Source organism: uncultured Methylibium sp. (genome assembly GCF_902826655.1).
Taxonomy (GTDB): Bacteria; Pseudomonadota; Gammaproteobacteria; order Burkholderiales; family Burkholderiaceae_C; genus Methylibium.
Genome location: NZ_CADEFR010000002.1, coordinates 109373 through 133854, shown reverse-complemented (window position 1 = coordinate 133854; position 24482 = coordinate 109373). Strand labels below are relative to the sequence as shown.

At 67.2% G+C, this 24482-nt stretch carries 24 protein-coding genes; 15 read left to right on the top strand and 9 right to left on the bottom strand.

All coding sequences use genetic code 11. The features are described 5' to 3' along the window. Window positions 1-133: 133 nt before the first annotated feature. Window positions 134-1078, top strand: coding sequence for a fatty acid desaturase (locus QZV97_RS01710; RefSeq protein WP_295637349.1), 945 nt, complete (start codon window positions 134-136; stop codon window positions 1076-1078). Next, complete coding sequence (locus QZV97_RS01705; RefSeq protein WP_295637346.1) at window positions 1075-2343, top strand: hypothetical protein; 1269 nt, start codon at window positions 1075-1077, stop codon at window positions 2341-2343. Before QZV97_RS01710 ends, QZV97_RS01705 begins: the two co-directional genes overlap by 4 nt. Here the strand turns inward: QZV97_RS01705 and QZV97_RS01700 are convergent. Further along, entirely contained in the window at window positions 2314-3267 is a 954-nt protein-coding gene (locus tag QZV97_RS01700; protein ID WP_295637343.1) for an HTH-type transcriptional regulator ArgP, read from the bottom strand. The genes QZV97_RS01705 and QZV97_RS01700 overlap by 30 nt on opposite strands. A gap of 326 nt (window positions 3268-3593) precedes the next feature. Between QZV97_RS01700 and QZV97_RS01695 the strand changes: the two genes are divergently transcribed. Further along, entirely contained in the window at window positions 3594-4532 is a 939-nt protein-coding gene (locus QZV97_RS01695) for a site-specific integrase (protein WP_295637340.1), read from the top strand. Window positions 4533-5019: 487 nt separating this feature from the next. Here QZV97_RS01695 and QZV97_RS01690 read toward each other — a convergent pair whose 3' ends face one another. Then, the gene (locus QZV97_RS01690) at window positions 5020-5658 is read right to left on the bottom strand and encodes a thiol:disulfide interchange protein DsbA/DsbL (RefSeq protein ID WP_295637335.1); all 639 of its coding nucleotides are present in this window, start codon (window positions 5656-5658) and stop codon (window positions 5020-5022) included. A 430-nt stretch (window positions 5659-6088) separates the two neighbouring features. Further along, window positions 6089-6589, bottom strand: coding sequence for a Cd(II)/Pb(II)-responsive transcriptional regulator (gene cadR / locus QZV97_RS01685; protein WP_295637331.1), 501 nt, complete (start codon window positions 6587-6589; stop codon window positions 6089-6091). Between the two features lie 132 nt (window positions 6590-6721). Here cadR and QZV97_RS01680 point away from each other — a divergent pair, with 132 nt between their 5' ends. The 6 genes from QZV97_RS01680 to QZV97_RS01655 all read left to right on the top strand — a co-directional run bounded on the left by QZV97_RS01680 (window position 6722) and on the right by QZV97_RS01655 (window position 12471). After that, window positions 6722-6952 (top strand): hypothetical protein, encoded by a 231-nt coding sequence (locus tag QZV97_RS01680; RefSeq protein WP_295637328.1) that lies wholly within the window; start codon window positions 6722-6724, stop codon window positions 6950-6952. A gap of 320 nt (window positions 6953-7272) precedes the next feature. After that, window positions 7273-7839 carry a TRAP transporter small permease subunit gene (locus QZV97_RS01675; protein WP_295637304.1) on the top strand — a complete coding sequence of 189 codons (567 nt, stop codon included), beginning with the start codon at window positions 7273-7275 and terminating at the stop codon, window positions 7837-7839. After that, the gene (locus QZV97_RS01670) at window positions 7829-9220 is read left to right on the top strand and encodes a TRAP transporter large permease subunit (RefSeq protein ID WP_295637299.1); all 1392 of its coding nucleotides are present in this window, start codon (window positions 7829-7831) and stop codon (window positions 9218-9220) included. Before QZV97_RS01675 ends, QZV97_RS01670 begins: the two co-directional genes overlap by 11 nt. Before the next feature lie 7 nt (window positions 9221-9227). Next, window positions 9228-9803, top strand: a complete 576-nt coding sequence (locus tag QZV97_RS01665) for a TlpA disulfide reductase family protein (protein WP_295637296.1) — start codon at window positions 9228-9230, stop codon at window positions 9801-9803. After that, on the top strand, window positions 9800-11950 hold the full coding sequence (locus QZV97_RS01660; protein WP_295637293.1) for a thioredoxin family protein: 2151 nt from the start codon (window positions 9800-9802) through the stop codon (window positions 11948-11950). The genes QZV97_RS01665 and QZV97_RS01660 overlap by 4 nt, the downstream gene beginning before the upstream one ends. Continuing rightward, window positions 11947-12471, top strand: coding sequence for a DsbE family thiol:disulfide interchange protein (locus QZV97_RS01655; RefSeq protein WP_295637290.1), 525 nt, complete (start codon window positions 11947-11949; stop codon window positions 12469-12471). Before QZV97_RS01660 ends, QZV97_RS01655 begins: the two co-directional genes overlap by 4 nt. A 129-nt stretch (window positions 12472-12600) precedes the next feature. Here the strand turns inward: QZV97_RS01655 and QZV97_RS01650 are convergent, their stop codons facing one another. The 6 genes from QZV97_RS01650 to QZV97_RS01625 form a co-directional block, all read right to left on the bottom strand. Next, window positions 12601-13107, bottom strand: coding sequence for a TlpA disulfide reductase family protein (locus tag QZV97_RS01650; RefSeq protein ID WP_295637287.1), 507 nt, complete (start codon window positions 13105-13107; stop codon window positions 12601-12603). Between the two features lie 138 nt (window positions 13108-13245). Further along, window positions 13246-14091, bottom strand: a complete 846-nt coding sequence (locus QZV97_RS01645; RefSeq protein ID WP_295637285.1) for an undecaprenyl-diphosphate phosphatase — start codon at window positions 14089-14091, stop codon at window positions 13246-13248. Window positions 14092-14109: 18 nt separating this feature from the next. Then, a complete protein-coding gene (locus QZV97_RS01640) occupies window positions 14110-14892 on the bottom strand; it encodes an AraC family transcriptional regulator (RefSeq protein WP_295637281.1) in 783 nt (260 codons plus the stop codon). Beyond that, window positions 14885-15388 (bottom strand): signal peptidase II, encoded by a 504-nt coding sequence (gene lspA, locus QZV97_RS01635; protein WP_295637277.1) that lies wholly within the window; start codon window positions 15386-15388, stop codon window positions 14885-14887. The genes QZV97_RS01640 and lspA overlap by 8 nt, the downstream gene beginning before the upstream one ends. After that, on the bottom strand, window positions 15369-18311 hold the full coding sequence (locus tag QZV97_RS01630) for a heavy metal translocating P-type ATPase (protein ID WP_295637274.1): 2943 nt from the start codon (window positions 18309-18311) through the stop codon (window positions 15369-15371). The genes lspA and QZV97_RS01630 overlap by 20 nt, the downstream gene beginning before the upstream one ends. Window positions 18312-18471: 160 nt before the next feature. Continuing rightward, window positions 18472-19092 carry a cation transporter gene (locus QZV97_RS01625; protein WP_295637270.1) on the bottom strand — a complete coding sequence of 207 codons (621 nt, stop codon included), beginning with the start codon at window positions 19090-19092 and terminating at the stop codon, window positions 18472-18474. A gap of 211 nt (window positions 19093-19303) precedes the next feature. On the opposite strand from QZV97_RS01625, the gene QZV97_RS01620 reads away from it, so the two are divergent. The 6 genes from QZV97_RS01620 (at window position 19304) to ccmI (ending at window position 24400) form a co-directional block, all read left to right on the top strand. After that, window positions 19304-20119: a sterol desaturase family protein gene (locus QZV97_RS01620; RefSeq protein WP_295637267.1), complete on the top strand. Its 816-nt coding sequence runs from the start codon at window positions 19304-19306 to the stop codon at window positions 20117-20119. After that, complete coding sequence (locus QZV97_RS20910) at window positions 20120-20431, top strand: DUF3703 domain-containing protein (protein WP_366558874.1); 312 nt, start codon at window positions 20120-20122, stop codon at window positions 20429-20431. Further along, entirely contained in the window at window positions 20398-20514 is a 117-nt protein-coding gene (locus QZV97_RS20905) for a DUF3703 domain-containing protein (RefSeq protein ID WP_366558873.1), read from the top strand. The genes QZV97_RS20910 and QZV97_RS20905 overlap by 34 nt, the downstream gene beginning before the upstream one ends. 99 nt (window positions 20515-20613) lie before the next feature. Next, window positions 20614-22608 (top strand): heme lyase CcmF/NrfE family subunit, encoded by a 1995-nt coding sequence (locus tag QZV97_RS01615; RefSeq protein WP_295637264.1) that lies wholly within the window; start codon window positions 20614-20616, stop codon window positions 22606-22608. Further along, the gene (locus tag QZV97_RS01610; protein WP_295637262.1) at window positions 22605-23126 is read left to right on the top strand and encodes a cytochrome c-type biogenesis protein; all 522 of its coding nucleotides are present in this window, start codon (window positions 22605-22607) and stop codon (window positions 23124-23126) included. The genes QZV97_RS01615 and QZV97_RS01610 overlap by 4 nt, the downstream gene beginning before the upstream one ends. Next, window positions 23123-24400, top strand: a complete 1278-nt coding sequence (gene ccmI / locus QZV97_RS01605) for a c-type cytochrome biogenesis protein CcmI (protein ID WP_295637258.1) — start codon at window positions 23123-23125, stop codon at window positions 24398-24400. The genes QZV97_RS01610 and ccmI overlap by 4 nt, the downstream gene beginning before the upstream one ends. The last annotated feature ends 82 nt before the right edge of the window (window positions 24401-24482 follow it).

Genomic DNA, 24482 nt, shown 5'->3' with positions numbered 1-24482 from the left:
AGTTGCTAAACGCCGCCTCAGCGACGCGACGCGCTGCTAGCGTCGATACCCGGGCCTTTGCAAAGGCGTTTCCACTGGCGCGAAGCCGGTGGGGCGCGCGATGCGTTGCCGCCCGGGGAAGGAGTTTCCGGACATGTTGACGCATTCGGAAGTCCTCGGGGACCAGTCGGCACTGCGCGCGCAGTTGCGTCGTGACGGCGACGCGCACCGCGAGTTGCTGCGGCTGAACTGGGCGCGGCCACTCGGCGACATTGCCTTCGATTGGGCGACTATCCTGGCCGCGACGGCGGCGGTGGCGTGGATCGGGCTCGAGACGCTGCCGCTGGCGCTGTTCATCGTTGCGAACCGGCAGCGAGCCTTGGGCAACATCCTGCACGATGCCGGGCATCGCAACCTCTGCCGAACGCTGCGCGTGAACGATGCCGTCGCAGGGCTGCTCGTCGCGCCTTTGGTGTTCGCGTCGCTCGAGAGCTATCGGGCGGACCACTTCAAGCACCACATGCGGCTCGGCGCCGCAGGGGGTGATCCCGACCTGATCGGTCCGCCGGAAGCGCTGCCGCGGCATTGGCTGTCGAGCTATCTGCGCCAGGTCTTCTCGCTGCGGGCCTGGTGGGGCAACTTCCTCGGGCACCTCGGGGCCGTGGGCGTGCCATGGTCGGCCCGGGTCGGAGTCGCGGCCTGGTGGTTCGGGGCGCTGACGCTGCTGGTCGAGTTCACGGGCGCGCAGTTCACGCTGACGTTCGTCGGGTTGTGGCTGCTGGCGCGGGCGACGGTCTTTCACCTGATCACGACACTGCGCGAGATGTGCGACCACTTCGGCCTGCGGCCGGGCGGCATCCTGAGCTTCACACGCGACATGGCCGTGCGCGGCCCCGCGCGCTGGCTGATCCACCCGCGCAACAACGGCTACCACCTGACCCATCACCTGCTGCCGGCCGTTCCCTACTACCACCTGCCGCGAGCGCATGCGCTCTTCCGGCGCCTGCCCGGGTACCGGGCGCTTGGGACGGTCTGCGACGCGTACGTCGCCGGTCCTACCGCGGTCGTGCGGTCCTGGGAGCGGGGGGCCAGATCATGACGACGCGGGTGCTCGGCACGCTGCAGGTGGCAGCCCTGCTGGTGTCGGCGAGCTACGGCATCGGCTTCCTGTTTGGGTCGGGCGAGATGGCGCTGTCGCACGGCATGGCGGGTGGTCTGTACGGTGTCGCGACCGCGCTGGGCATGCTGGCGCTTGCGACCTTCGCGGGCAGGTTGTGGAAGCTCGGTGTACCGGTCTGGGAACTGTTCGGGCAGGCCTTCGGCCAGCCGATCCAGCGCGCCGTCGCGTTTCTGTCCCTGGTCTGGATGAGCGGTGTCCTGGCGGCCCAGATCGCGGGTGGCGTCGCCATTGCGCGAGTGATCGGCCTGCCGGGGTACTTGTCCCAGGCGCTGGTGCTGGCGCTGATCCTCGGCGCATCCAGGCTCGACCTGCGTGTGGCATCGCGCCTGTTCGCTGCCTGCCTGCTGACGAGCGCGCTGGTGCTGCTCTACGCGCTGGCTGACGCTGGCGGGCTGGCGCTGTACGCGCAGGCGGCGCCACGGTTCGTGAGCGACCTCGGCGGGTTCAGCACGTCCCGGCTGGTGTCCATCGTGCTGGCGGTCGGGCTGCTCGTGTGCCTGGGCGCGGACTACCACCAGTTCGTGCTGGCCGCGCGCCGTCCGCTGGTCGCCGCCGCAGGCTGCGCATTCGCGGGCGTGGTCCTGATCGCCGTCGCCTTCCTGCCGCCGGCCCTGGTGCTGGCGATGCGGGGCTCGGGCGAACTGGACGGGCTGACGGACGCGAAACAGGTGATCCCGTTTGCGCTGGGGCGCGCGGCGGATGGGCTGTGGCCGGGATCGCAGGCACTGCTGCTTGCCGCGCTGTCGACGGCAGCGCTTGGTTCGGGCGCGGCGATCGTGCGTGCCATGGCCAGCGCGATGGCGGCTGCGGCGCCCGGCGCACGCGATACGAACCACGTGGGCTGGTCGATCGCCGCGCTCGCCGCCGGAGGCCTGCTGGCCGCGCGCGGGCAGGGCATCGTCGAGACCATGGTGTCGGTGAACGTGGTCTATCTCGCCAGTGTCGCGTGGCTGTTCGTGCTGCTGTTGCGCGGAGCGACCCTTCCAGCGGGCCAGGCAGGCCTCGTGATGGGATCTGGATTGGCCGCGTCGGGTGCTGTCTACCTGGCAGGGTGGACGGGCTGGGTCAAGGGCGACGCCGACACCGTGTCGCTGATCGGAGGACTCGGTGTGTCGGCCGTTGTGGGCCTGATCTGCGCGATGGGTGGGCCCAGGTCAATCGGCGTCGGTGGCCTTCGGCGCTGAAGCTGCCGCCTCGGGCGGCTCCTGCGCCGCGCGCGGCAGCAGTTGGGCGTGTGCATGGCCGACGACGAGGTTCGTGATCTCGCGCGACAGAGGTGGCTCCAGTTCCCAGTGATGCCAGTGCAGGTTGACGAGCACCGGTTCATCGGGTGCGAGGTCGACGAGTTCGCCGCGCCCGGCTGTCGCGGCGGCCTGCAGGCTCGGCACCAACCCATAGCCGATCCCGGCTGCAACACCCTCCATCAGGATCATCGGCGAGGGCAGGTAGTGGCGCGGGTAGCGCTCGACGGCGAAGCCGAAGCGCCGCTTCAGGAAGTCGTCGTGCAGTGAATCCTTTCGGTTGAACAGGATCGCCGGCGCGACGAGCACCGCCTGGACGTTCAGTCCGTTCGGAAAGTATTCCGCTGCGAAGGCCGGCGTGGCGTAGCAGCGGTACTCCATCGCGCCCAAGCATTCGGCCAGAAAGCCGCCGGCGGGTTTGGCGTCGGTGGACACGCAGCCGATGACCTCGCCACGCGCCAGGCGCCCCGACGTGTGATCCTGGTCGTCGGTGACGATCTCCAGCGCCACCTGCCGGCGCAGCAGCAGTTCCCACAAGGCGCGCGGAAACCAGGTCGCGAGCGAGTCGGCGTTGACCGCGATGGCCAGCGGCACGGGCACATGCGGGCCAGCCTGCGGCTTCAGCTCATTCAGCGTCGCGCCTTCAAGCAGGCGCAGCGCCTTGACGTGGCGCAGCAGAACCTCGCCCGCGGCAGTCGGCACGACGGGCTTCTCGCGAACCAGCAGCACCGTTGTCAACGACTCCTCGAGGGCCTTGATGCGCTGTGACACCGCCCCGCGCGTGATGTTGAGCAATGCCGCGGCGCGCTCGAAGCTGTGCGCTTCGGCCACCGTCGCGAAGGTTTCCAACTGATCGCGATCGAGCATTCTTCTTGCCCCCTGTTCAGCGTTTCTGCGCGCCGACGAAACTCCCTAAACGCCGATCGGCCGCGACGCGTTCAACCTAGCATTTCGATACCGACGTTCCCATGGAGTGGCTCGTTGATATTGGCGCAGGAAACGGCGTGATGTGCGCGCTCGGGTTGCACCCGGTAACTAAACCGCCAATAGCTTGCCATTGGAGATCGATGGACAGCGGTCGCCGTTGAATGAGCCAGTGCCGATACCTCTGGCCTGGCCGCGTGGTTTTGGCTGTCCGCGCGGGGATCTCTTGGGAACGATGGACATGTTCGACAGCAGTCGGAGGGCATGCCATGGAAGACGATGAACCAGGTTCCACGGGGGCCGCCGCGACACAGGCGGTGGCCATGCTGCGCGCGGTGATCGACGGCCGCACCTACGATTCGGTGGCCACGGATTTCGGGATCACGCGCACCGCCGTGGAGCGGCGCGTCAAGGCGGTGGCGATCCGCCTGTGCAGGGAGGTGGGCATCGAAGGCATGAACGACGGTGCCACCGCTTTCGTGCGGCGCCTGCGCGAGCGGCGCGAAGCCATCCTGCATGCCCTGGAACGTTTCGAGCCGGCCGCGGGCCACGCTCCGAAAGGGGATCGGGTCGTGAGCGCGGACGAGATCGCCCGGGCGGTATTGCGCATCCGCGGCCGCAGCGCCCAGCCTGCGCGCGACGTGGCCTTGTTCTACACGTTGTTCGTCACCGGTGCGCGCCCGCTCGAAATCGTGCGGCTGCGTGTCCGCGACTACCTGCAGGCCGATGGTGAGGTACGCCGAGAGTCGGAACTGCCGGCGAGCGCCAGCATCTCCGGGAAATCAAGACCGCTCTACTTCGCCAGCCGGAAGTTGGACGACGCGCTGGACGCCTATCTCGCGGAACGAGTGGCTCGGGGCCATGGCATCGCGGACGGCGGCGCCTACCGAGGTCTCGATCCGGACGGACCCTTGTTCCTGAGTGCAACGGGCGAGGGCTTCCGCATCACGCAGTACGGCGCCGAGGGTCGGCGGCGCTGCCTCTGCCGCCCGATCCTCGAGACCTACCGCAAGCTGTTCCGCTACGCGGAGCTGGAGTGGGCGACGCCACTGTCGATCCGCCGCACGGTGGTGGCGCGCCTGTACGACCGCGGCGCCGACGAGGAGCAGGTCGGTCTGGTGTTGGGCATCAGCGAGCGCAGCGCGGTGCGCGAGCAGTTCCCGCGAGCCCGACCCACCATGGCGAGCCTGGTGCAGGAACTGGTCTGAGCGTCGGCGGGCGCTGCTGCTTATCGGCGGTTGGACGGGTTGCGGCCGACGTACACGACGAAGGCCTTGCTGACGAGCTGACGAAGCCAACCGGAGCGATCTGACGGACATCGACGGGACCCCTGTCGAGCCCGTCGAAGGTCCACAAGATGCTACTTAGGGAGGGCTGAGATAGCGGCCGTCAATCTGGCGCTAGTGAGGATCCGAAGTTGTGTGTTCCGTGGTGACGACGCTGCGGCCAGCTGACTCGTTCCACGGCAAGTGGGCTTGAGCGACGGCGGCCCAGATGCCGACGACGATGGCGGCGGTCGCTCGTAGAAGGGATATGACATAGATGGAACCAGTTCGTCTCACGCGTTCCTGTGATGCTCTCGACCGCTCCCGCTCCCGCTCCCGCTCCCGCTCCGGATCAAGCCGATCAGCGCGCGCTCCTCATTCGGGGCTGTCGCGCCTTGCCCTTGACCGAGGTCGCCGCTGACAACGCGCTCTAAGCGCTCTGCTTCGCAAGACCGATGAGGTGTTCGGCAACGGCCAACGACTTTTCATTGGAACCGGCCATCAAGCCGGAAGTGAGCCATCGGCCATTGACACCGATCGACGGCGTTCCTTGGAACTTGTACCCCGTAGCCAGCAAGGTGGCCTCCTTTGCCTTGGTGGCAGCCGAGAAGGAGTTCAGCGCGCCTACCAAGACTGCAGGGTCGACTCCATTCTTGGCTCCGAAGTCGGCGACATCTTCGGGCGTTTGAAAGCGCCGGCGCTCGAGATGCATGGCGGTGAACACCTTGCCGTGCAGTTGCTGCACTAGGCCGAGCGTTTCGATAGCGAAGAACAGCTTCTGGTGCATCACCATGGGGCCTTCCCGGAACGCCACTGGGATGCGTCGGAACCGCACGTCGGCAGGCAACTTCTTCTGCCAAGCGTCGATCGTCGGCTCGAATGCATGGCAGTGTTCGCAGCCGTAGGCGAAGAACTCGAGCACCTCGACCTGCTTAGGGTCAAGAGTGGGTTGGCGCGGCAACACGGCAACGTAGTGCTTGCGTTCGACCGGCCGCTCCCGCGCGGCAGCAAGTGCAGGCGGGGCGGCAAGCGAAACGGCAGTGATTTTGGAGAACTGGCGGCGGTCCATGGTGAACGCTGGAGGTGACGGTCACCTCAAATTCTTGGGCATGAAGTTGCTACAGAGTCAAGCGCCGGCCAAGTGCGGTGTGACTGCGGGAGTGAGCTCAGTACGGCGCCGACTGTCGCCGGCGTTTTGCGACGCAATCCTCGAGACCTACTGCAAGCTGTTTCGCTAAGCCGAGCTCGAGTGGGCGACACCGCCGTCGATCCGCCGATCCGCCGCACGGTGGTCGCTTGCATCTACGACGCGGCGCCGACGAGGAACAGGTCGGCCCGATGCTCGGCATCAGCCAGTGCGGTGCGTGAACAGGTTCCGCGTGCCAAGCCGAGCATGGCAAGCCTGGTGAACGAACTGGGCTACGGAGCGGCACTCGAGTCCGCGCGGCCGCAAGTCTGCACGACTGGCCGTGGCAGTTGGCGGGGCAACGCACTTCGATTCAAGGTGAGGTGACGAGTCGCCCACGAGGCCGCTTCTCTCGGGCCGAGCTGGGCGGCCGGGACGATCCATGCGATGCTTGGCGCTCCGTGGGTTGGAGTGCGGTCGTGACGGTCTTCGCGAGGCCTTCGAGAATCCCGCAGTCTTTCGCCTGTCGGGAGAGGCCGCACTGGCCGCGGAGTTGCTTGAGGCCGTGCTCCAGTGCCTTCAGCTCCCGGACGCGGTAAGCGACGTGCGCGATGTGCGCTTCAAGCAATCCATTGACGTCGTCGCAGTCCGCTTGTGGTGCGTCTTTGAAGCGCAGCAGCACGCGGATCTCGTCCAGCGTCATGTCCAGGGACCTGCATTGCCGGATGAATGCCAGACGCTCGAGATGCTCGGGCGCGTAGACGCGGTAGTTTCCTGAGGACCGTGCCGGGGACGGCAACAGTTCCTCCCGCTCGTAGAAGCGGATGGTCTCCACGCCGGTCGCCGTCGCTTGAGCCAGTTCGCCGATCTTCATGCTTGCTCCTCAGCCATTTCGGTGTTGACTCTAAACCCATTGCAGGGTTTCCAATACTGAAGGGGATTGGCGGGCGCGTAAGGCGCGGTTGCGAGGAGATATCGGATATCGCGCCCGCGAGGGGGTCACACCATGAAGCTGGGCACGCCACAACCGTGGCTCACCATGATGATGCTCTGCATCTGGGTGGCGATCGTGCTCGCCGGCGTTGTCGCATACCGGCTGTTCCGCTGGTGGCGCAAGCAGCATCCGCTGCCGAAGCCCCCGCCGGAACGCTCGTACAGCGAGTCGCTTCAGCAACGACTGGCCGCTGCGCGCCGCGCAGGCGACGCGACGTCGCGCAGACGCAGCCGGAGGCCATGATGGCGCTGAAGAAGACGCTCGCGCTGTCCCGACTGACCGTCTGGGCGCCGGCACCATCATTGGTGGTGCCATCCATTCTGTCATCGGGCCCGCGCTGAGGCCAAGGCAGGTGCGAGGCAGGCGGTCATCTCCGCGGTCTCTGCCGTCTTGTACTCGGAGCTGGCCTCGGCGCCGCCCAGCACTGGCCGCAGAGCACAAACTCGTGCGCGCCTTGTTCGTGAGCCGTTTCGGTGTTGACTCTAAACCCACTGCAGGGTTTCCAATGCGGGGATGAGCAGATTGATCCGACCTAGTCCCGGACACGATGGCTTTGATGCCTCATGAGGCACTGGCTGGTTGCGGCCGGTTGGATCGATCGCACGACGCGCCTGGTCGCGTCCGCGGTGGCTTGGGGGCTGCTCATCAACGCGTTGCTCATCGCGGGCAACGCCATCATGCGCAAGCTCTTCGCCATCGGCTGGCCCGTGCTGTTCGATCTGCAATGGCACTTCTTCGCGGCGGCGGTGATGTTGATGGCTGCGTACACGCTGCAGGTCGACCAGCACGTCCGAGTGGACGTGCTGTCTTCTTGGCTGGGCGAGCGCCGCCGCTTGTGGGTCGACCTGATCGGCTTGCTGGGAGTCCTGCTGCCGGTCTGCGCCGTGGTCATCTGGCTAACGCTGCCGCCGGCCCTCCATGCCCTCGTTGCCAGTGAAACCCGCGCCAGCCGGGACAACCTGTCCGATCTGCCTGCCTGGGTGATCAAGGGCTTCTTCCCGGCGGGATTCCTGCTTCTGGCGCTGCAGGGTCTGGCCGAAGCGATCCGCTGTGTCGCGGCGTTGTCGGGTTTCGCCGCGCGACCGACGCGCGCGGGTCTGCTCGCGGAGGACGAAAGCCGTGTCGGCTGAGGTGCTTGCACCGGCGATGTTCGCGGCGTTCGCCGTCGCGCTGCTGCTGGGGTTTCCGGTTGCGTTCTCGGTTGCCGCGGTGGCGGCGGTCTTCGGTGTGCTGGGTATCGCAGGGGGTCACTTCCAGCCGGCCTTCCTGCTGGCCGGCACGCTGCGCATCGAAGGCTTCTTCCACAACGACAACCTGCTCGCGATCCCCTTGTTCGTCTTCATGGGGTTGTTGCTCGAGCGCACGGGGCTTGCCGCCGACATGCTGCGCGCGCTCGACGAACTGCTCGCCGCCGTGCGTGGCGGGATGGCATACACCGTGGTCCTGGTCGGCGCCAGCCTGTCGGCCCTCACGGGGTTCGTCTCGGCGGCCGTCATCGGCCTCGGGCTGATCGCGCTGCCCGCCATGCTGCGCCAAGGCTACGACGCGCGCCTGGCGACCGGCGTAGTGGCTGCGTCAGGGACGCTCGCGCAGATCCTGCCGCCGAGCCTGGTTCTGATCGTGCTCGCCGAGCAGCTCGAAGTGCCGCTGATGGACATTTTTCGTGGTGCGATGTTGCCAAGCGCCTTGCTGGTGCTGATGTACCTGCTGTACATCTTCTTCGCCGCGCGCTGGTGGCCGTCGCGAGTGCCCCCGCTGCCGAGCCGGGAACTCCTGCGCCCCATCGGTCAGCGCGGGAGGGCGGCACTGGTCGCTGCCGGCTTTCCGATCGGTCTCATTCTTCTCGTGCTCGCATCGGTGTACTTCGGCTGGGCCACGCCCAGCGAGGGAGGCGCCGTGGGCGTGACCGGTGCCTTCGTGTTGGGGCTCGTGCGTCGCAAGCTGGATCTGGCGCGGCTGCGACAAGCCATGATGGCGGCCGGCGTGCTGTGTTCGGGGTTGCTGTTCCTGCTGTTCGGCGCGTCGTTCTTCACGCTCGTTTTCCGAGGCATCGACGGCCAAGTGTGGATCGAGTCGATGTTCCAGCACCTGCCGGCGGGACAGCTCGGATTCCTCGTCTTCATCAACATCGCGATCTTCTTCATCGCGTTCTTCCTCGACTTCTTCGAGATCGCGTTCATTGTCCTGCCGCTTATCGCTCCCGTCGCTCTCAAGCTGGGCATCGACATGACCTGGCTCGCAGTGCTGCTCGCGGTGAACCTGCAGACGTCGTTCATGCACCCGCCGTTCGGCATCGCGCTCTACAACCTGCGCAGCGTGACGCCGGTGGCCGTGCCGACGTCGCAGATCTACCGGGGCGCGATTCCCTTCTTGCTCCTGCAGCTGGCCCTCGTGGCGCTGCTGATCGCCTTCCCTTCTATCGTGCTGAAGACGCCGACCGCCCCGGTGAACATTGACAACGTCGAGATCCCAATGCCGCCGAAGGACGATGGAGCCCTCGAGCGCAAGTGATGGACGCATGGCCGTGACAACCAGACGCCAACGGTGGGCCGTGCTCGCGGTTGTGGTCGCCGCGCTGGCCGCAGGCGCCGTCCTCCGCGGACTCCTAGACGGACCGGGCAGCGCCGCCATCGGCCAGAAGCGGTTCGTCTTGCACGCTCAACCGAAGCAGACGCCCCCCGTTTCGTTCGTCGACAGCAACGGTGCTCCGATGCAACTCGACCACCTCCGGGGCAAGGTGTTGCTGCTGAACATCTGGGCGACCTGGTGTGCGCCTTGCAGGGAAGAGATGCCCTCGCTCGATCGCTTGCAAGCCCGGCTCGGCGGGCCCGATTTCGAGGTGGTGGCGTTGTCCATCGACAATGACGCCAAGGGCCTTGCCCAGGTCAAGGCGTTCTATTCGCAGGTCGGCATCCGTCACCTGCGCATTTTCCAGGATCCGACCGCGAGCGCCGGCTTCAATCTCGGAACGGCCGGCGTGCCGACGACCCTGTTGATCGATCGGCAAGGTCGCGAACTCGGGCGTCTCGCCGGCGCGGCCGAGTGGGACAGCGAGGATGCGATCAAGCTTGTCCGCAGGACCATTTCTCCATGACACATCGATCTCTGCTTCACGCGATCCCCGCGATCGCCCTCGGTTTCTGCGCAACCATCGCTCAAGCTCAGCTGTTCAAAAGTGCTGCGGATACCTCGAGCGTCGTCACCACCGAGCGCACGCGCGCGGAACTGCTGGCGCACGCTCCGGATGGGCTAGGACCGGACAAGCAGGTCTGGCTGGGACTGCGGCTGACGCATCAACGCGGGTGGAAGTCGTACTGGCTTAACCCCGGCGACGCCGGCCTGCCGACGCGCCTGGAGTGGAGCCTTCCCCGCGGCGTGACGGCCGGCGAGATTCGCTGGCCGGTGCCGAGCAAGTTCCTGTTGGGCCCGCTCGTCAACTACGGCTATGCGGGCAGCGTGCTGCTTCCGGCCCCGGTGAGCTTCTCACCCGAGTTCTCGCTCGACGACTACGCGCGTTCCGACCTCGAGGTGAAGCTGAAGGCCCAATGGCTCGTGTGCAGCGATGTTTGCATACCCGAAGAGGGTGAGTTCAGTTTGCGCATCGCCGCCCGCAGCAGCCATGCATCGAACGCCGGCGCGTTCGAGGCAAGCCGGGCCGCGCAACCGCGTGAGCACACGGGCAGCAGCCGCATCGACATCGATAGCACTTCGCTCGTCGTCCGTGTCACCGGGCTGGCCGCTTCGCTCGTCGGGCAGAAGCTCGACTTCTTTCCGGAGACAGCGGGCGTCATCGATGCCTCGGCACCCTGGTCCCAGAAGTGGGACGGCGGCGACTGGACGGCGCGGGTGCCGTTGTCGCCGCAACGCCTGGAGAGTCCGCAGACCTTGCCGATCGTGCTGACCAGCCCTCAAGGCGCTTGGCGCACGGAGCCCAGGGTCTCCGGTGTCTGGCCCGCGGTGACGCCGAACGCGGGCAGCACCGCAGCACCTGCGCTTGGCGAAGCCGAGGTCGCGCCGCAGCCCGGGGGGCCGCGCCTGACCTTCGGCCTGGCGCTCCTCGGAGCGTTCCTGGGGGGGCTCATCCTCAACCTGATGCCTTGCGTGTTTCCCGTGCTCGCGATCAAGGTGTTCGGCTTCGCCCGGCATGGCCAGGATGCAACGGGACGGCGCTTTGATGGCGTGGCCTATGCGGCGGGCGTCATCTTGTCCTTCGTCGCACTCGGTGGTCTGCTCGTCGCGCTGCGCGCGGCCGGCGAGCAGGTCGGCTGGGGCTTCCAACTCCAGAGCCCGCCTACGGTAGCCGCGTTGGCAGTGCTGTTCACGATCATCGGCTTGAACCTGGCGGGCGTGGTCACCTTCGGGCGCTTGCTGCCGGCGTCATGGCTGGCGTATCAGGCCCGTCACCGGTCGGTCAACGCGTTCCTCTCCGGCGTCCTGGCCGTGGCAGTCGCGTCGCCGTGCACGGCGCCGTTCATGGGGGCGGCACTGGGCTTCGCAGTTGCCATGCCCACCCCGCAAGCTCTCGCCACTTTCGCCGCTCTGGGGTTCGGGATGGCGATGCCCTATCTAGTTGCCAGTTGGACGCCGGCGGCGGCAAGGCTGCTGCCCCGGCCAGGCGCCTGGATGGACACGTTCCAGCGGCTGCTGGCATTCCCGATGTTCGCCACCGTCGTGTGGCTGCTCTGGGTGCTGGGCAAGCAGACCGGCGTCGATGCGCTGATCGCCACCTTGGCGCTGCTGGTCGCGACGAGCCTACTGGCGTGGGCGGCAAGTCTGCGCGGCACCGCGCGCGCGAGCGTCGGGCTGCTCGCCGTGGCAGCCCTCGCATCGACGGCGACGCTGGCGTTTCGCGAGATCCAGGCAGGCGTGGTCGTTCCGCAGGTAGACGCTCAAGTCGCTGGCTGGGAAGCCTGGAACGCCGGCAAGGTCGACTCGATCCTGGCCACGGGCAGGCCGGTGTTCGTCGACTTCACGGCGGCGTGGTGCGTCACCTGCCAGTACAACAAGAAGATGACGCTTTCCGACCCGGCCGTACTGGCGTCGTTTCAGGCGCGGAACGTCGCGCTGTTGCGCGCCGACTGGACCCGGCGCGACGCGAGCATCACGGCGGCGCTGGCCAGCTTCGGCAGGACCGGCGTGCCGTTGTACGTGCTGTACTCGCCTGGCAAGCCTCCGCAGGTGCTGTCCGAGCTGCTGACCAGCGCCGAGCTGACCTCCGCCCTCTCGGGCCTGCCGCAATGAAGCGGTACCTCGTTCCGCTGTTCACTTTCGTGGTGATGGCCGGCTTCCTCGCCGTGGGTCTGCAGCGCAATCCGCGTGAGGTGCCTTCGCCGCTCGTCGACAAGCCGGCACCGGCGTTCGACCTGCCGCAGTTGCACGACCCGGCGGCGAGGCTCACGGCCGAGCAGATGAAGGGTCGGGTCTGGGTGCTCAATGTCTTCGCGTCGTGGTGCACGCCCTGCCTGGCGGAGCACCCGTATGTGACGCAGCTGGCCAGGCAGCCCGGCATCACGGTGATCGGGCTCAACTACAAGGACCGGCCGGAGGATGCCAAGGGCTGGCTGCGCAAGCACGGCGACCCCTACGCGAAGATCGCTGTCGATGCCGAAGGCCGCGTCGGCATCGACTACGGCGTCTACGGCGTGCCTGAAACCTATCTGATCGACAAGCAAGGCGTCATCCGCCACAAGCAGATCGGACCGATCACGCCGCAGACGCTGACGGAGACGATCCTGCCGACGCTGAGCAAGCTCAACCAGTGAAGTGGATCGCGCGCCGAGCGTTCATGTCCGACGTCGACGGGAGGCAGTGACAGGCTGCTGGCAGCTCCGGTCGGCCCCACTGGCGAAGACGCAGCGAGGACCGCACGACGCGCGTTCATTAGCCGCTGCCTATCTGCGAGCAACACCAAGGGCCGCCCGAATCTCCTTTTCGATCTTTTCACGATCGTCCTGGCGAAAGCCAACGTGAACGGCGCGGACCTTGCCGTCGGTCCCGATCAGGTAGGACGTTGGCATGCCCTTCGGCTGGTACGACTGCGCGACCTTGTTTTCCGGGTCGTATGCGATGAGGAACTTGGCGGGCGTCGACCTCAGGAACCTGTCGGCATCCTCGCGTTTGCGGTCGAGCGAAATCGCGACGATCGTCAAGCCCGACGAACGGTACTTGGAATGCATTTCGTTCATGAACGGGAACGACAACTTGCACGGTACGCACCATGAGGCCCAAAAGTCGACGTACACGACTTGACCCTTCAGGTCGGCCAGACGGACCGGCTTGTCGTCGGTGGGCAGCTCGAAGGCGGGCGCGCTGCTTCCGACTTCCTGCGCCCCGGCGCCGGACGCAGCCATCAGCGCACAGAAACCAAGTGCAATTACAAACGTACGCGTCACTGACATTCGGCCTCCTGGCGGCGAAAGAGTTTGTTGGTAAAGCGTTCTGCCCTGCGTGCCGGACGCACAACATGCGCTGCGCGACGGCCCGCTGCTGCGAGCAACACCATGCCCGTCTGGAACTCGTGCTGGCAAGCGTCCACATCAGGCAGGCCAGGACATCCAGCCGGTGCCCGAGCTCAGCAGGATCAGCGCACCGAAGGCAATCCGGTACCAGCCGAAGGGGCTGAAGTCGTGCGTCGAGACATAACGGATGAGCCAGCGGATGCACGTGAGCGCACTGACAAAGGCCACCACGGTACCCGTGGCGAACAGCGGCGCGTCCTCGATCCTCAGCGCGCCGCGGTGCTGCCATGTCGAGTAGGCAGCCGCCGCGAACAGGGTGGGGATGCCGAGGTAGAAGCTGAACTCGGTGGCCACGTGCCTCGGCAGCCCGAGCATCATCGAACCGATGATCGTCGCTCCCGATCGGCTGGTGCCCGGAACCAGTGCCGCACATTGGACTAGACCGATGCGCAGCGCGTCTTTCGGAGTCAGATCGTCCACCGTGCCGATATCCGGGCGGCGACAGGTGCCCGGAGAACGCTTTCGCTGCGAACGCTCGACCAGCAGGATCACCACGCCTCCGAGCAGGAACGCGACGGCGACTGTGGTGGGGTTGAACAGGTGGGCCTTGATGAACGAACCGGACAGCAGACCGAGCATCGCCGCGGGCACGAAGGCCACCAACAAGTTCAGCGCGAACCGTTGACGCGCCGGATCGGAGGTGAGGCCGAGAACTGTGGCCGCCAACGGCGTCCGGTAGTGCCAGACGACCGCGAGCATGGCGCCGGCCTGAATCGTGATCTCGAACACCTGCGCGGCATGGTGATCAAAGCGCAGCAACGACGACGCGAGGATCAGATGACCGGTCGAAGAGATTGGAAGGAACTCGGTCAGACCTTCCACGATGCCGAGCACGATCGCCTTGGCCAACAGCATCACATCCATGTTCAGTTCGAGCGATGCTCAGGAGGTTTCGACAAGTGCCAGCCCGTGCGGCGTGAGCGGCGGCGTGACGTGGTCCGCGCAAACGATGCGTGCCCCGCGCAATGGCGCCGGGCGCACGCCAAACGTGGCGACGAAGGTGCGTGTCAGATGGGCGCTGTCGGCGAAGCCGGCCAAGTGCGCTGCTTCGGTGAGTGTTGACCCATCGGAGAGGGTGCGCACGGCACGTTGCAGGCGCAGCCAACGTATGTAGGCGCGAAACGTGAGGCCGGAAGCTTCGGCGAACCAGTGCATGAAACGCGAGGACGACAGGCCCACCGCTTCGGCTGCGTCCTCGACGCGCACTGACGTGTCGAGCGCCTGCTCGAGCCAAGCGAGGATGGTCGCCCAGCGCGGATCGTCGTCGGTGCGAGAGTCCGGCGGCTGGTGCACGCCGGCCAAGTCCTCGCCTTCCAACCAGCGGTCAAGCGCGTCTTCCAGGACGTCGACCTGCAGGGCGGTCAGCGACGCCGCGCCTGCGGGGAGGCTCCGGGCAGGCTCGTGCCCCAGCACGGTCGGATCGAGGAACACCATGCGCAAGGGCTGGGCGGCCACGAGCCGATGCGGTACGGAGGCGGGCAGGAAGTGCCCCGGGGCGTCCAGCACACCCCACGCGCCTTCCAGCCTCAAGGTGCCGTGCGAACACCATGCCAGCTGCGTCGCCCGGTGCCGGTGCAGCCGGCCGGGCTCCACCGGGCCGGCGTAGACGGCCCAACCTCGGCCCATGACCAACAACGGCCGGCTGGATGCGTCGAGTTCATCCATTCGCTTCGCGCAGCCGCTTCCTGCCGAAGACCTCGTGGACCACGATCAACACCGCGCCGATGCTGATGCCGACGTCCGCAATGTTGAACGCCGGCCAGTGATGCGGACCCCAGTGCACGTCGATCCAATCCACCACGGCGCCGCGCACGAGGCGGTCGACCATGTTCGCCAAAGCGCCGCCAAGGATGAGTCCGAAGCTCGTCCGCTCCATCATCGACATCCCGGGGCGCCGGATCATGACGACCAGGAAGACCGACGCAGCCAGGGCGATCGCGATGAAGAAGTAGCGCTGCCAGCCGCCCGCATCGTGCAGGAAGCTGAACGCCGCGCCGCGGTTGAGCACGTGCACGATGTTGAGAATCGGCAGCCACTCGTGAGCCGTGCCGTACTCGACCCACGCGACGATCGCGGCCTTCGTCGCCACGTCGGCTGCCAGAACCAGGCCCGCCAGCGCGAAGCCCAGGCGCACGCCGCGCTCAGTCGGCATGACGGCCATCGGTGGGTGCCGTACGGCCCAGCAGGCGCAGCCCGTTGAAGACGACGACCAGACTCGCGCCCATGTCCGCGAGGATGGCCAGCCACAGGCTCGCATGGCCCGTGAACGCGAGCACCATGAACAATGCCTTGGTGCCGATGGCGAACGCGATGTTGGCCTTCAGGATGCCGCCGACCCGGCGCGACAGCGTGATGAACTCGGGCAGCTTGCGCAGGTCGTCCTGCATCAGCGCCACGTCGGCAGTCTCGATCGCGGTGTCGGTGCCGGCAGCGCCCATGGCGAACCCGATGTTCGACTTCGCCAGCGCCGGTGCGTCGTTGACGCCGTCGCCGACCATGCCCACGGCGCCCCGGGCCGCCAACTTCTCGATGGCGTCCAGCTTGTCGTGCGGCAGCAGGTCACCGCGCGCGTCCGTGATGCCGACCTGCGCCGCCACGGCCTGCGCCGTCTTGCTGTTGTCGCCGGTCAGCATCACCGGCTCGACGCCGAGACGCTTCAGCTCGGCCACCGCCAGCTTGCTGCTGTCGCGCACCGTGTCGGCCACCGCCAGCACGGCCAGCGCCTGCTGGCCCGTGGCAAGGACCACGGCGGTCTTGGCCTGCGCTTCGAACTGCTCCAGCAGCGCGCGCACCGGCTCGCTCGCAACGCCCAGTTCGGTAGCCAGCCGCTGGTTTCCGATGTAGTAGGTCTGGCCGTCGATGTCGCCCTTGACGCCACGCCCGGCCAAGGCTTCGAAGCGCTGCACGGTGGCGTGCGGCCGGTCGCCGTAGCCGTTGACGATGGCGGTCGCAACCGGGTGCTCCGACAATGCGTCGAGGCTCGCTGCGACCCGCAGAACCTCTTCGCGTGACATCGAGGCCACGGGCACCGTCTCGGTCAGTGCCGGTCGGCCGTGTGTCAATGTGCCGGTCTTGTCCAGCGCCACCGCGCGCAGCATGCGCCCCTGTTCCAGGTACAGGCCACCCTTGACGAGGATGCCGCGCCGTGCCGCTGCGGCCAGGCCGCTGACCACGGTGACCGGCGTCGAGATCACCAGCGCGCAGGGGCACGCGATCACCAGCATCACCAGCGCCTTGTAGACCCAATCGAACCAGGCGCCGCCGAAGAACAGCGGCGGGATCACGGCGATGCCGATCGCCAGCGCGAAGACGACGGGTGTGTAGACGCTGGCGAAGCGGTCCACGAAGCGCTGCGTCGGCGCGCGCTGGCCCTGCGCGTCCTGCACCGAGCGGGCGATGCGGTCAAGCGTGGTCTCGCCCTTGCGCGAGCGCACTTCGAACTCGAGCGTGCCGCGCTCGTTGATCGTGCCGGCAAAGACCGTGTCGCCCGGGTTCTTCTCCACCGGCATGCTTTCGCCGGTGATGGGCGCCTGGTTGACCGCCGAGGCACCGGAGACGACCACGCCGTCGAGCGCGATGCGTTCGCCGGGCCGCACGCGGACCAGGGCGCCGAGCGGCACTGTCTCCGCCTTGACCTCGTCCCAGCGTCCGTCGGCCTGTTTCACGAGTGCCGTTTCCGGCGCCAGGTCCATCAGCTTGCGGATCGCGTTGCGGGCGCGGTCCAGGCTCAGCGCCTCGATCATTTCGGCGATGCCGAACAGCCAGATCACCACCGCGGCCTCCGGCCATTGGCCGATCAGCGCGGCGCCGATGACGGCGACCGTCATCAGCAGGTTCATGTTGAGCGACCGCGTGCGCAGCGCGATCCAGCCCTTCTTTAGCGTCTCGATCCCGCCCAGAGCGATGGCCGCGAGCGAGGCGCCCACCACCGGCAGCGACGATTCGCCCATGCCGGAGAACGCCATCACTTCGGCTCCGATCGCCAGCACGCCCGCGGCCGCCATGCGCAGCCACTGGCTCTTCGAGATGCCGCTACCGAACTCGCGGGTCACCGCCGGCACGGGCTGGCTGCTGTCCCGCAGGACCGGCGCCATGCCAAGGCGCTCGATCGCCGCGGTGATCGGCGACACGTCGTGCAGCGAGTGGCTGACGGTCAGCGTGCGGCTCATCAGGTCGAACTGCAGCGCTGCGACGCCGGGCAGGCCCTCGAGGGCCTTGCGCAGCAGCGCCTCCTCCGTGGGGCAGTCCATCTTCTCGATCAGGTAGGTCGCCTGTCCCTGGGGGCTCGCCCCGGCCTCGCGCTCAACGGTAGCTTTCATGCCGATCTCGCGCAGCGCATCGAGCACGGGTGCCGGATCGCCCAGGCGGTGCTGCACGGCCAGGCGGCGGTTCATCAGGTCGAAGTCGAGTCGGTCGATCGCGTCGACCTTGCCCAGGCGCTTGCGGATCAGCGCTTCCTCCGTCGGGCAGTCCATGTTCGTAATCAGGAACTGTGTGGTGTTGCCGCTCTCCGCCTGCGCCAGCGATATCTCGGGCTTGCCGCAGGGGCCGCAGCTGGCGTCCGCGTCGGGTCTCGCGGGTGGTGCCGCCTTCATCGCGTCGCCAAGGTGCGCCGGCATCCCGATCGCCTGCAACTCCTGCAGGATCGGATCAACTGACGGCAAGGTGTGCACGACCGACAGCCGGTGCGCGCGCAGGTCGAATGCCAGCGAGTTCACCCCGTCCAGCGGCTCGAGACGGGCACGGATGGCCGCCTCTTCGTTGCGGCAGTCCATGTCGGGGATGGTGAAGACGTCGGTCGACGGCACGCTCTTGCTGCCGCTACAGGCCGAAGAACACGCGGATCCGCATGCGGCGCCGTCCGCGCCTGGGCCGTCAGCTTCCAACGACGCAGACATGCCGATCTCGGTCAAGGCTTGAAGCAGTGGTTGGGGATCGGGCAACTGGTGTTCGACCAGAAGTCGCCGAGCGGGCAGGTCGAACGAGAGCGACCCGACCTGGGAAACTTGGGACAACCGGGACCGGATCGCCGCTTCCTCGTTGCGGCAGTCCATGTTGGCGATGCGGAAGGCCGACCTTTGCAAAGTCAGCGGGGACGTGGGATCGCGATCGTCGGCGCGTGGTGGCGCACCTGTGTCATGAGGGTGGTTGGTTTGCACGTTTCACCTTTGCTATACGCCGATTTGACGGCCTGTAGTGGGTACGGGGTCAAGCGCGACTCGGGTTGCCGGGTCCGTGCGAGGGTCAGGTCGTTTCGGAGTTCGCCTTTTCCGCGGCCTCGCGGGCCTCGGCCAGGATCTCTCGGCCGCCGTTGCCGGCGATGCCGGCCACCATCAGGCCGAGGACGAGGTCCGGCAGGTTCGAGCCCCACCACATCACGAGCGCGCCCGATAGCACGATCGCCAGGTTCACGATCGAATCGTTATTGGTAAAGATGGCAGATGCCTTGAAGTTCACGTCTTCCGCGCGGTGACGCTTGAGCAGGCGCAGGCAGACTATGTTCAGCGCGGCGTTGATGGCAGCCATGGCCATCATGGCGGGGCCCACCGGCGCTTCGCCGCCAAAAAAGCGGCGCAGCACCTCCACTGCCAGCATCGCTGCCAGCCCGATGAGGAGCCATCCTGACAGGCGGGCGGCCCGCACCTTGATCGACGCCGCGCGGCCGACCGCGTAGAGGCTGACCCCGTAGACCGACGCGTCAGCCAGGTTGTCGAGCGCGGCGCCGATCACTGCGGTGGACGCCGCCCAGAGGCCCACAACCGCGCCAACCAGGCATTGGCCGACATTGATCAGCAGCACCAGCCACAGGATGCGGCGATCAGCGGCCTGGCTGGCGTCGAGGTCGTGTGTTTCGTCGTCGCTCATTCGGTTCCCTCAATCGCCTGCAGACGGCAGACCATATCCCAGTGCGTATTGAAAACCCTGCAACCAGTACAGAGTCAAGCTCTCGACTTTCTCGGCCAACAGCACGTTTGTTCAAGCGCGCCCGTGAGCGCTTCGCAACACTGAGGTCAACAAGTACGGAGTTGCGATGACAGTACCTTCTCTGGTCCGGTACGGGACCTTTCCGGCAGTGATGGCGTTGGTGATCAGCGGCGTCGCGTGGGCGCCGTCCCGGAGCATGCCTCTGGCGTGGCTGGCTGGGCTGGTGGCCTGCGGGCTGGCGGCCGTGGCACTGCTCGAGCGCTGGTTCCCGTTCAATCCGCGCTGGCAGGCGCCGGACCGCGACTTTCCGGCCGACGTTGCCCACGCAGTTGTCAATCTCCTGGTCATGCACGCGGCGGTGCTCGGCTTCGTCTTCTTGCGCGGCTGGGTGGGCTGGGAGGGCGTGTGGTGGCCCAGCGACTGGCCCTTCCTCGCACAGGTGTTCTTGGCAGGGGTGCCGCTGGACCTGTCGCTGTACGCCGTGCACCGAATGAGCCACCGTTACGACTTTCTGTGGCGGCTGCACAGCATCCACCACTCATCGCGGCGGCTCTATTGGCTGAACGGGGAGCGTCGGCATCCGGTCCACGCGGTGCTGATGGCCGGTCCCGGGCTGGTGGCGCTCGGCGTGCTCGGCACGCCCGCGGACGTAGTGGGCGGGTGGTTCGTGATCCTCGCCGTCCACTTAGCGTTCCAGCATGCGAATCTCGATTACCGGTTGGGGCCGCTACGCTACCTCGTCGGTGTCGCGGAAGTCCACCGCTGGCACCACCGGGAGCGCTTTGCGGATGCCCAGGTGAACTTCGGCGAGTTCTGGATGTTGTGGGATCACTGGTTCGGCACGTTCCATCGACCCAGTGCGCTGCTCGGGCCGATCGGCATCGAGGGCGACCCGGTCCCACACCGCTACCGTGAACAACTCGTGTACCCGTTCCTCCCGGACCCACCCCACGCGGACCGTGCATGAATGAGGAGACAGTCGATGCCGTCCTTCAACCAGACAATCCGCCCGTACGTCAGCGCCGAGCTGACCGAGGCTTGGTGCGCCCTGCGCAGAGGCGAGCGCGCGAGCAGTTTCCTTCATCTTGAACGGGCCTATGTTCTGGGCCAATCATCGACACTCCATCACGTCCGCGTTCATCTAAGCATGCTGGCTTGGGCGCTGCGCACCCGCGTTCCTCGCGAAGTGGCCGCGGCCAGTTGCTCCGCATCGTCGGTGCGGCGACGAGATCGCCGTTCGATTTGGTGCCCACCGGCAACACCGCCGGCTCCAACGTGAGCCCGGCCAAGCCCCTACCCATTCCGGCTGATCTGGCGGAGTCGATCGCAAGCGCGCGGCAAATCGCTCAACGAAAGGTCTGACCCCAGCGCACAGAACTGGTCGTCGCGGCGCTTGACTCTGTACCCACTTTAGGCCCGAGACTCCTCCGCGTTGACTTCCAACGCGCAGGGCACGCCCAAATGATTCCAGAGATCGGCCACTTCGCATTGATCCTGGCGCTCGCGGTGGTGATGCTCGCGCAAAGCGTGCTGCCACTTGCGGGCTCGTTCAACGGCCAAGCCTCCTGGGTAGCGCTGGCGCGGCCCGCGGCGCTGGTGCAGTTTGCGCTCGTGCTGCTGGCCTACGGCGCGCTGACTTCGGCCTTCATCGACAACGACTTCTCGGTTCAACTGGTCGCGGAGAACTCGAACACTGCGCTGCCCCTGCCGCTTCGCGTGGCAGCGACCTGGGGCAACCACGAGGGTTCGATCCTGCTGTGGACGTTGATCCTGGCAGGCTGGACGGTGGCGGTGGCGCTGTTCTCCCGCCAATTGCCCACGGTCATGGTGGCCCGCGTGATCGCGGTGATGGGGCTCGTCTCAACCGGCTTTCTGCTGTTCACGCTGTTCACGAGCAACCCGTTCGAGCGGCTGCTGCCCGCGGCCGAGAACGGGCGTGACCTCAACCCGCTGCTTCAGGACCCAGGGATGATCTTCCACCCGCCGTTGCTCTACATGGGCTACGTCGGTTTCTCGGTCGCTTTCGCCTTCGCCATCGCCGCGCTCATCTCCGGGCGACTCGACAGCACGTGGGCCCGATGGTCCCGCCCGTGGACTACAGTGGCGTGGGTCTTTCTCACGTTGGGCATCGCGCTGGGCAGCGCCTGGGCCTACTACGAACTCGGCTGGGGCGGCTGGTGGTTCTGGGATCCTGTGGAGAACGCGTCGTTCATGCCGTGGCTCGTCGGCACGGCGCTCATCCACTCGCTGGCGGTCACGGAAAAGCGCGGCGGCTTCAAGATGTGGACGGTGCTGCTGGCGATTCTGGCTTTCGCGTTGAGCCTGCTGGGCACCTTCCTCGTTCGCTCCGGCGTGCTGACCTCGGTGCACGCCTTTGCCACCGACCCGACGCGCGGTGTCTTCATTCTCGGCTTTCTCGTGCTCGTCGTCGGCGGCTCGCTCGCCCTGTTTGCCTGGCGCGGCCCACGCGTGGGCATCGGCGGCGCCTTCGAGCCGGTCTCACGCGAAGGCATGCTCCTGGCCAACAACCTGCTGCTGATGGTGGCGACCGCGGCGGTGATGCTCGGCACGCTGTACCCGCTGGCGCTTGATGCGCTCAACCTGGGCAAGATCTCGGTCGGTCCGGCGTACTACAACGCCGTGTTCGTACCGTTGATGGTGCCGGCGCTGTTCCTGATGGGCGTCGGCCCGATCTCGCGCTGGAAGAAAGCGACGCTGCCTGAGTTGGCGGTGCAACTGCGCTGGGCGGCAGCGGCGGCGTTTGTCGCCGCAGTGATCGCGCCTTTCGTGCTCGGCAAGTTCACGCCGCTGATCGGCTTCTTCCTCTTCGTTGCCGCATGGATCCTGGCCACGACCGCGAACACGCTGTGGCTGCGTGTGCAGGGGCAGCCGCTGGCGCTGTGGGGCCAGCGGCTCGCCACGCAGACCGGGAGCTGGTACGGAATGCTGCTCGCTCATGCCGGCGTGGCGGTGTTCGTGATCGGCGTGACCATCGTCGGCGGCTTCCAGACCGAGCAGGATTTGCGCATGGAGGTGGGCAGCACGGCGCGCGTCGGCGGCTACGACTTCAAGCTCGTCGGCTTGCGCGAGTTGCCCGGCCCGAACTACCAGGCGGTACAGGCGACCTTCGAAGTGTCGAAGGACGGCCGGCTGGTCGACAAGCTGTACCCCGACAAGCGCCTCTACAGCGTGAGTCGCAGTCCGACGACCGAAGTGGCGATCGACCGCGGCGTCACGCGCGACCTCTATGTCTCGATGGGGGAGCCGCTCGACGACGGCCGTGCCTGGGTCGTGCGGCTGTACGTCAAGCCCTTCGTCAACTGGATCTGGGGCGGTTGCGTGCTGATGGCCTTGGGCGGGTTGCTCGCGGTGGCGGACCGTCGCTATCGCGTGACGAGCAGGCAGCATCAGAACGAAGGTGCGTCCGCCGGCGGCGCTCGCTCAGCCAGCGCATGACCATTGGATTTTTCGTCACCGGACTCTTGGCCGGCTCGACGCGCTCGCTGGCTGGCTCATTCGTCAGCTTGGTCGCGGTGTTCGCGGCGGCATCGATACACGCCCAGGAAGCCCGCCCCTTGGCCGCCGACCCGGCGCTCGAGGCGCGCGTGCAGGCCGTCGCCGCCAACCTGCGCTGCTTGGTCTGCCAAAACGAAACCATCGCCGCGTCCAACGCCGGCCTGGCCAAAGACCTGCGCAACCAGGTGCGCGAGCAGTTGCGCGCCGGCCGCAGCGAGCGCGAGATCCTCGACTTCATGGTGCAGCGCTACGGCGACTTTGTGCTCTACACCCCGCCGGTCAAGCCGACGACCTGGCTGCTGTGGGCCGGGCCGTTCGTGATGCTGGCGGTGATGGCGTTCGTGCTGGCACGCGTGCTGCGGCAACGCCGCGCGCTGACCCTGCCCGCGCCGCTGACCGAGGCCGAGCACGAGCGCGCACGCAAGCTTCTGGGCGAGGATGGGGAGCCGCCGCGATGACCGGTCAACTCGCGGCGTTTGTCGTCGTTGCGGCGCTGCTCGTCGTCATGGCACTCGGGGTGCTGCTACGGTCGCTGTTGCGCGGCGGCAGTGCTGCGCCACTGGCCGACGACTCTGTGCAGAGCAATCTGCACATCCTTCGCGCGCAGTTGCGCGAGCTCGACGACGAACTGGCCGCCGGCAGCCTCGACACACCGCAGCATGCCGCGGCGCGCACCGAGCTCGAGCGGCGCGTGCTCGACGAGACCGCCGTGCCTTCGACTGCGCCGCGCGCCACGCGTGGCCGCAAGAGCGCGATTGCGCTGGCGCTCGCGTTGCCGCTCGCGGCCACGGTGCTGTATGCGCATCTGGGCAGCCGCGACGCACTGAACCCCGCCGTTGTTGCCGGCAGCGCCGCGCCGACGCCAGCGATGCCAGCCTTGCCGGTCGACATGGAGGCCGCGCTGCAAACCCTGGCTGAGCGCTTGAAGGCCGAGCCGGACAACGTCGAGGGCTGGGCGCTGCTTGGTAGATCGCTGCTGCAGCTCGATCGGGCCGAGCCCGCGCGCGACGCATTCGCGCAAGCGCTGCGGCACCGCGACAACGATGCCGGTCTGCTCGTCGACTATGCCGACGCGCTCGCGCGCGTGCAGGGCCGCAACCTCGCCGGTGAGCCGGAGACGCTGCTGCAGCGCGCGCTCGCGATCGATCCCGACCACGGCAAGGCATTGGCCTTGGCTGGTGCGGCGGCGATGGCGCGGAAGGACCATGACGCCGCGCTCGCGCACTGGACGCGACTGCGTGCGCGCCTGCCGCCGGACACGCCGATGGTTCAAGACCTCGATACAGCGATCGACCGTGCTCGTGCGGCCAAGGGCTTGCCACCGCTGGCAGAACAGTCCGCGTCAAGAGCGCCGGCGGCACCGGCCGCGGCCGCCGCCGACCGCGGCGCGCTGCGCGTCACCGTCACCGTCGCGCCTGAACTCGCCGCCAAAGTGCATAGCGGCGACACGCTGTTCGTTTTCGCGCGTGCCGCAGAAGGCCCACGGGTGCCGCTGGCCGTGTCGCGTCAGACGCTGTCGTCAGCGCCGAAAGCGCCGATCCAGGTGCAGCTCGACGATTCACTGGCGATGACGCCGCAGGCGAAGCTGTCGACGGCGAGCCGCGTCGTCGTCGCCGCGCGCATTTCACGTTCGGGCACTGCCGCACCCGATTCCGGTGACCTTGAAGCGCGAGACGTGCCGGCGCCGCCGCACGGCGAGCTCGCTGTCGTGATCGATCGCGTGCGCCCTTGAGGTCGAGGCGGCGGCGCTGCTACGGCGGCGCAGCGAGAGCGATGGGCCCGTCAGACAGGGTCCGTCCATGTTGGGGCACTTG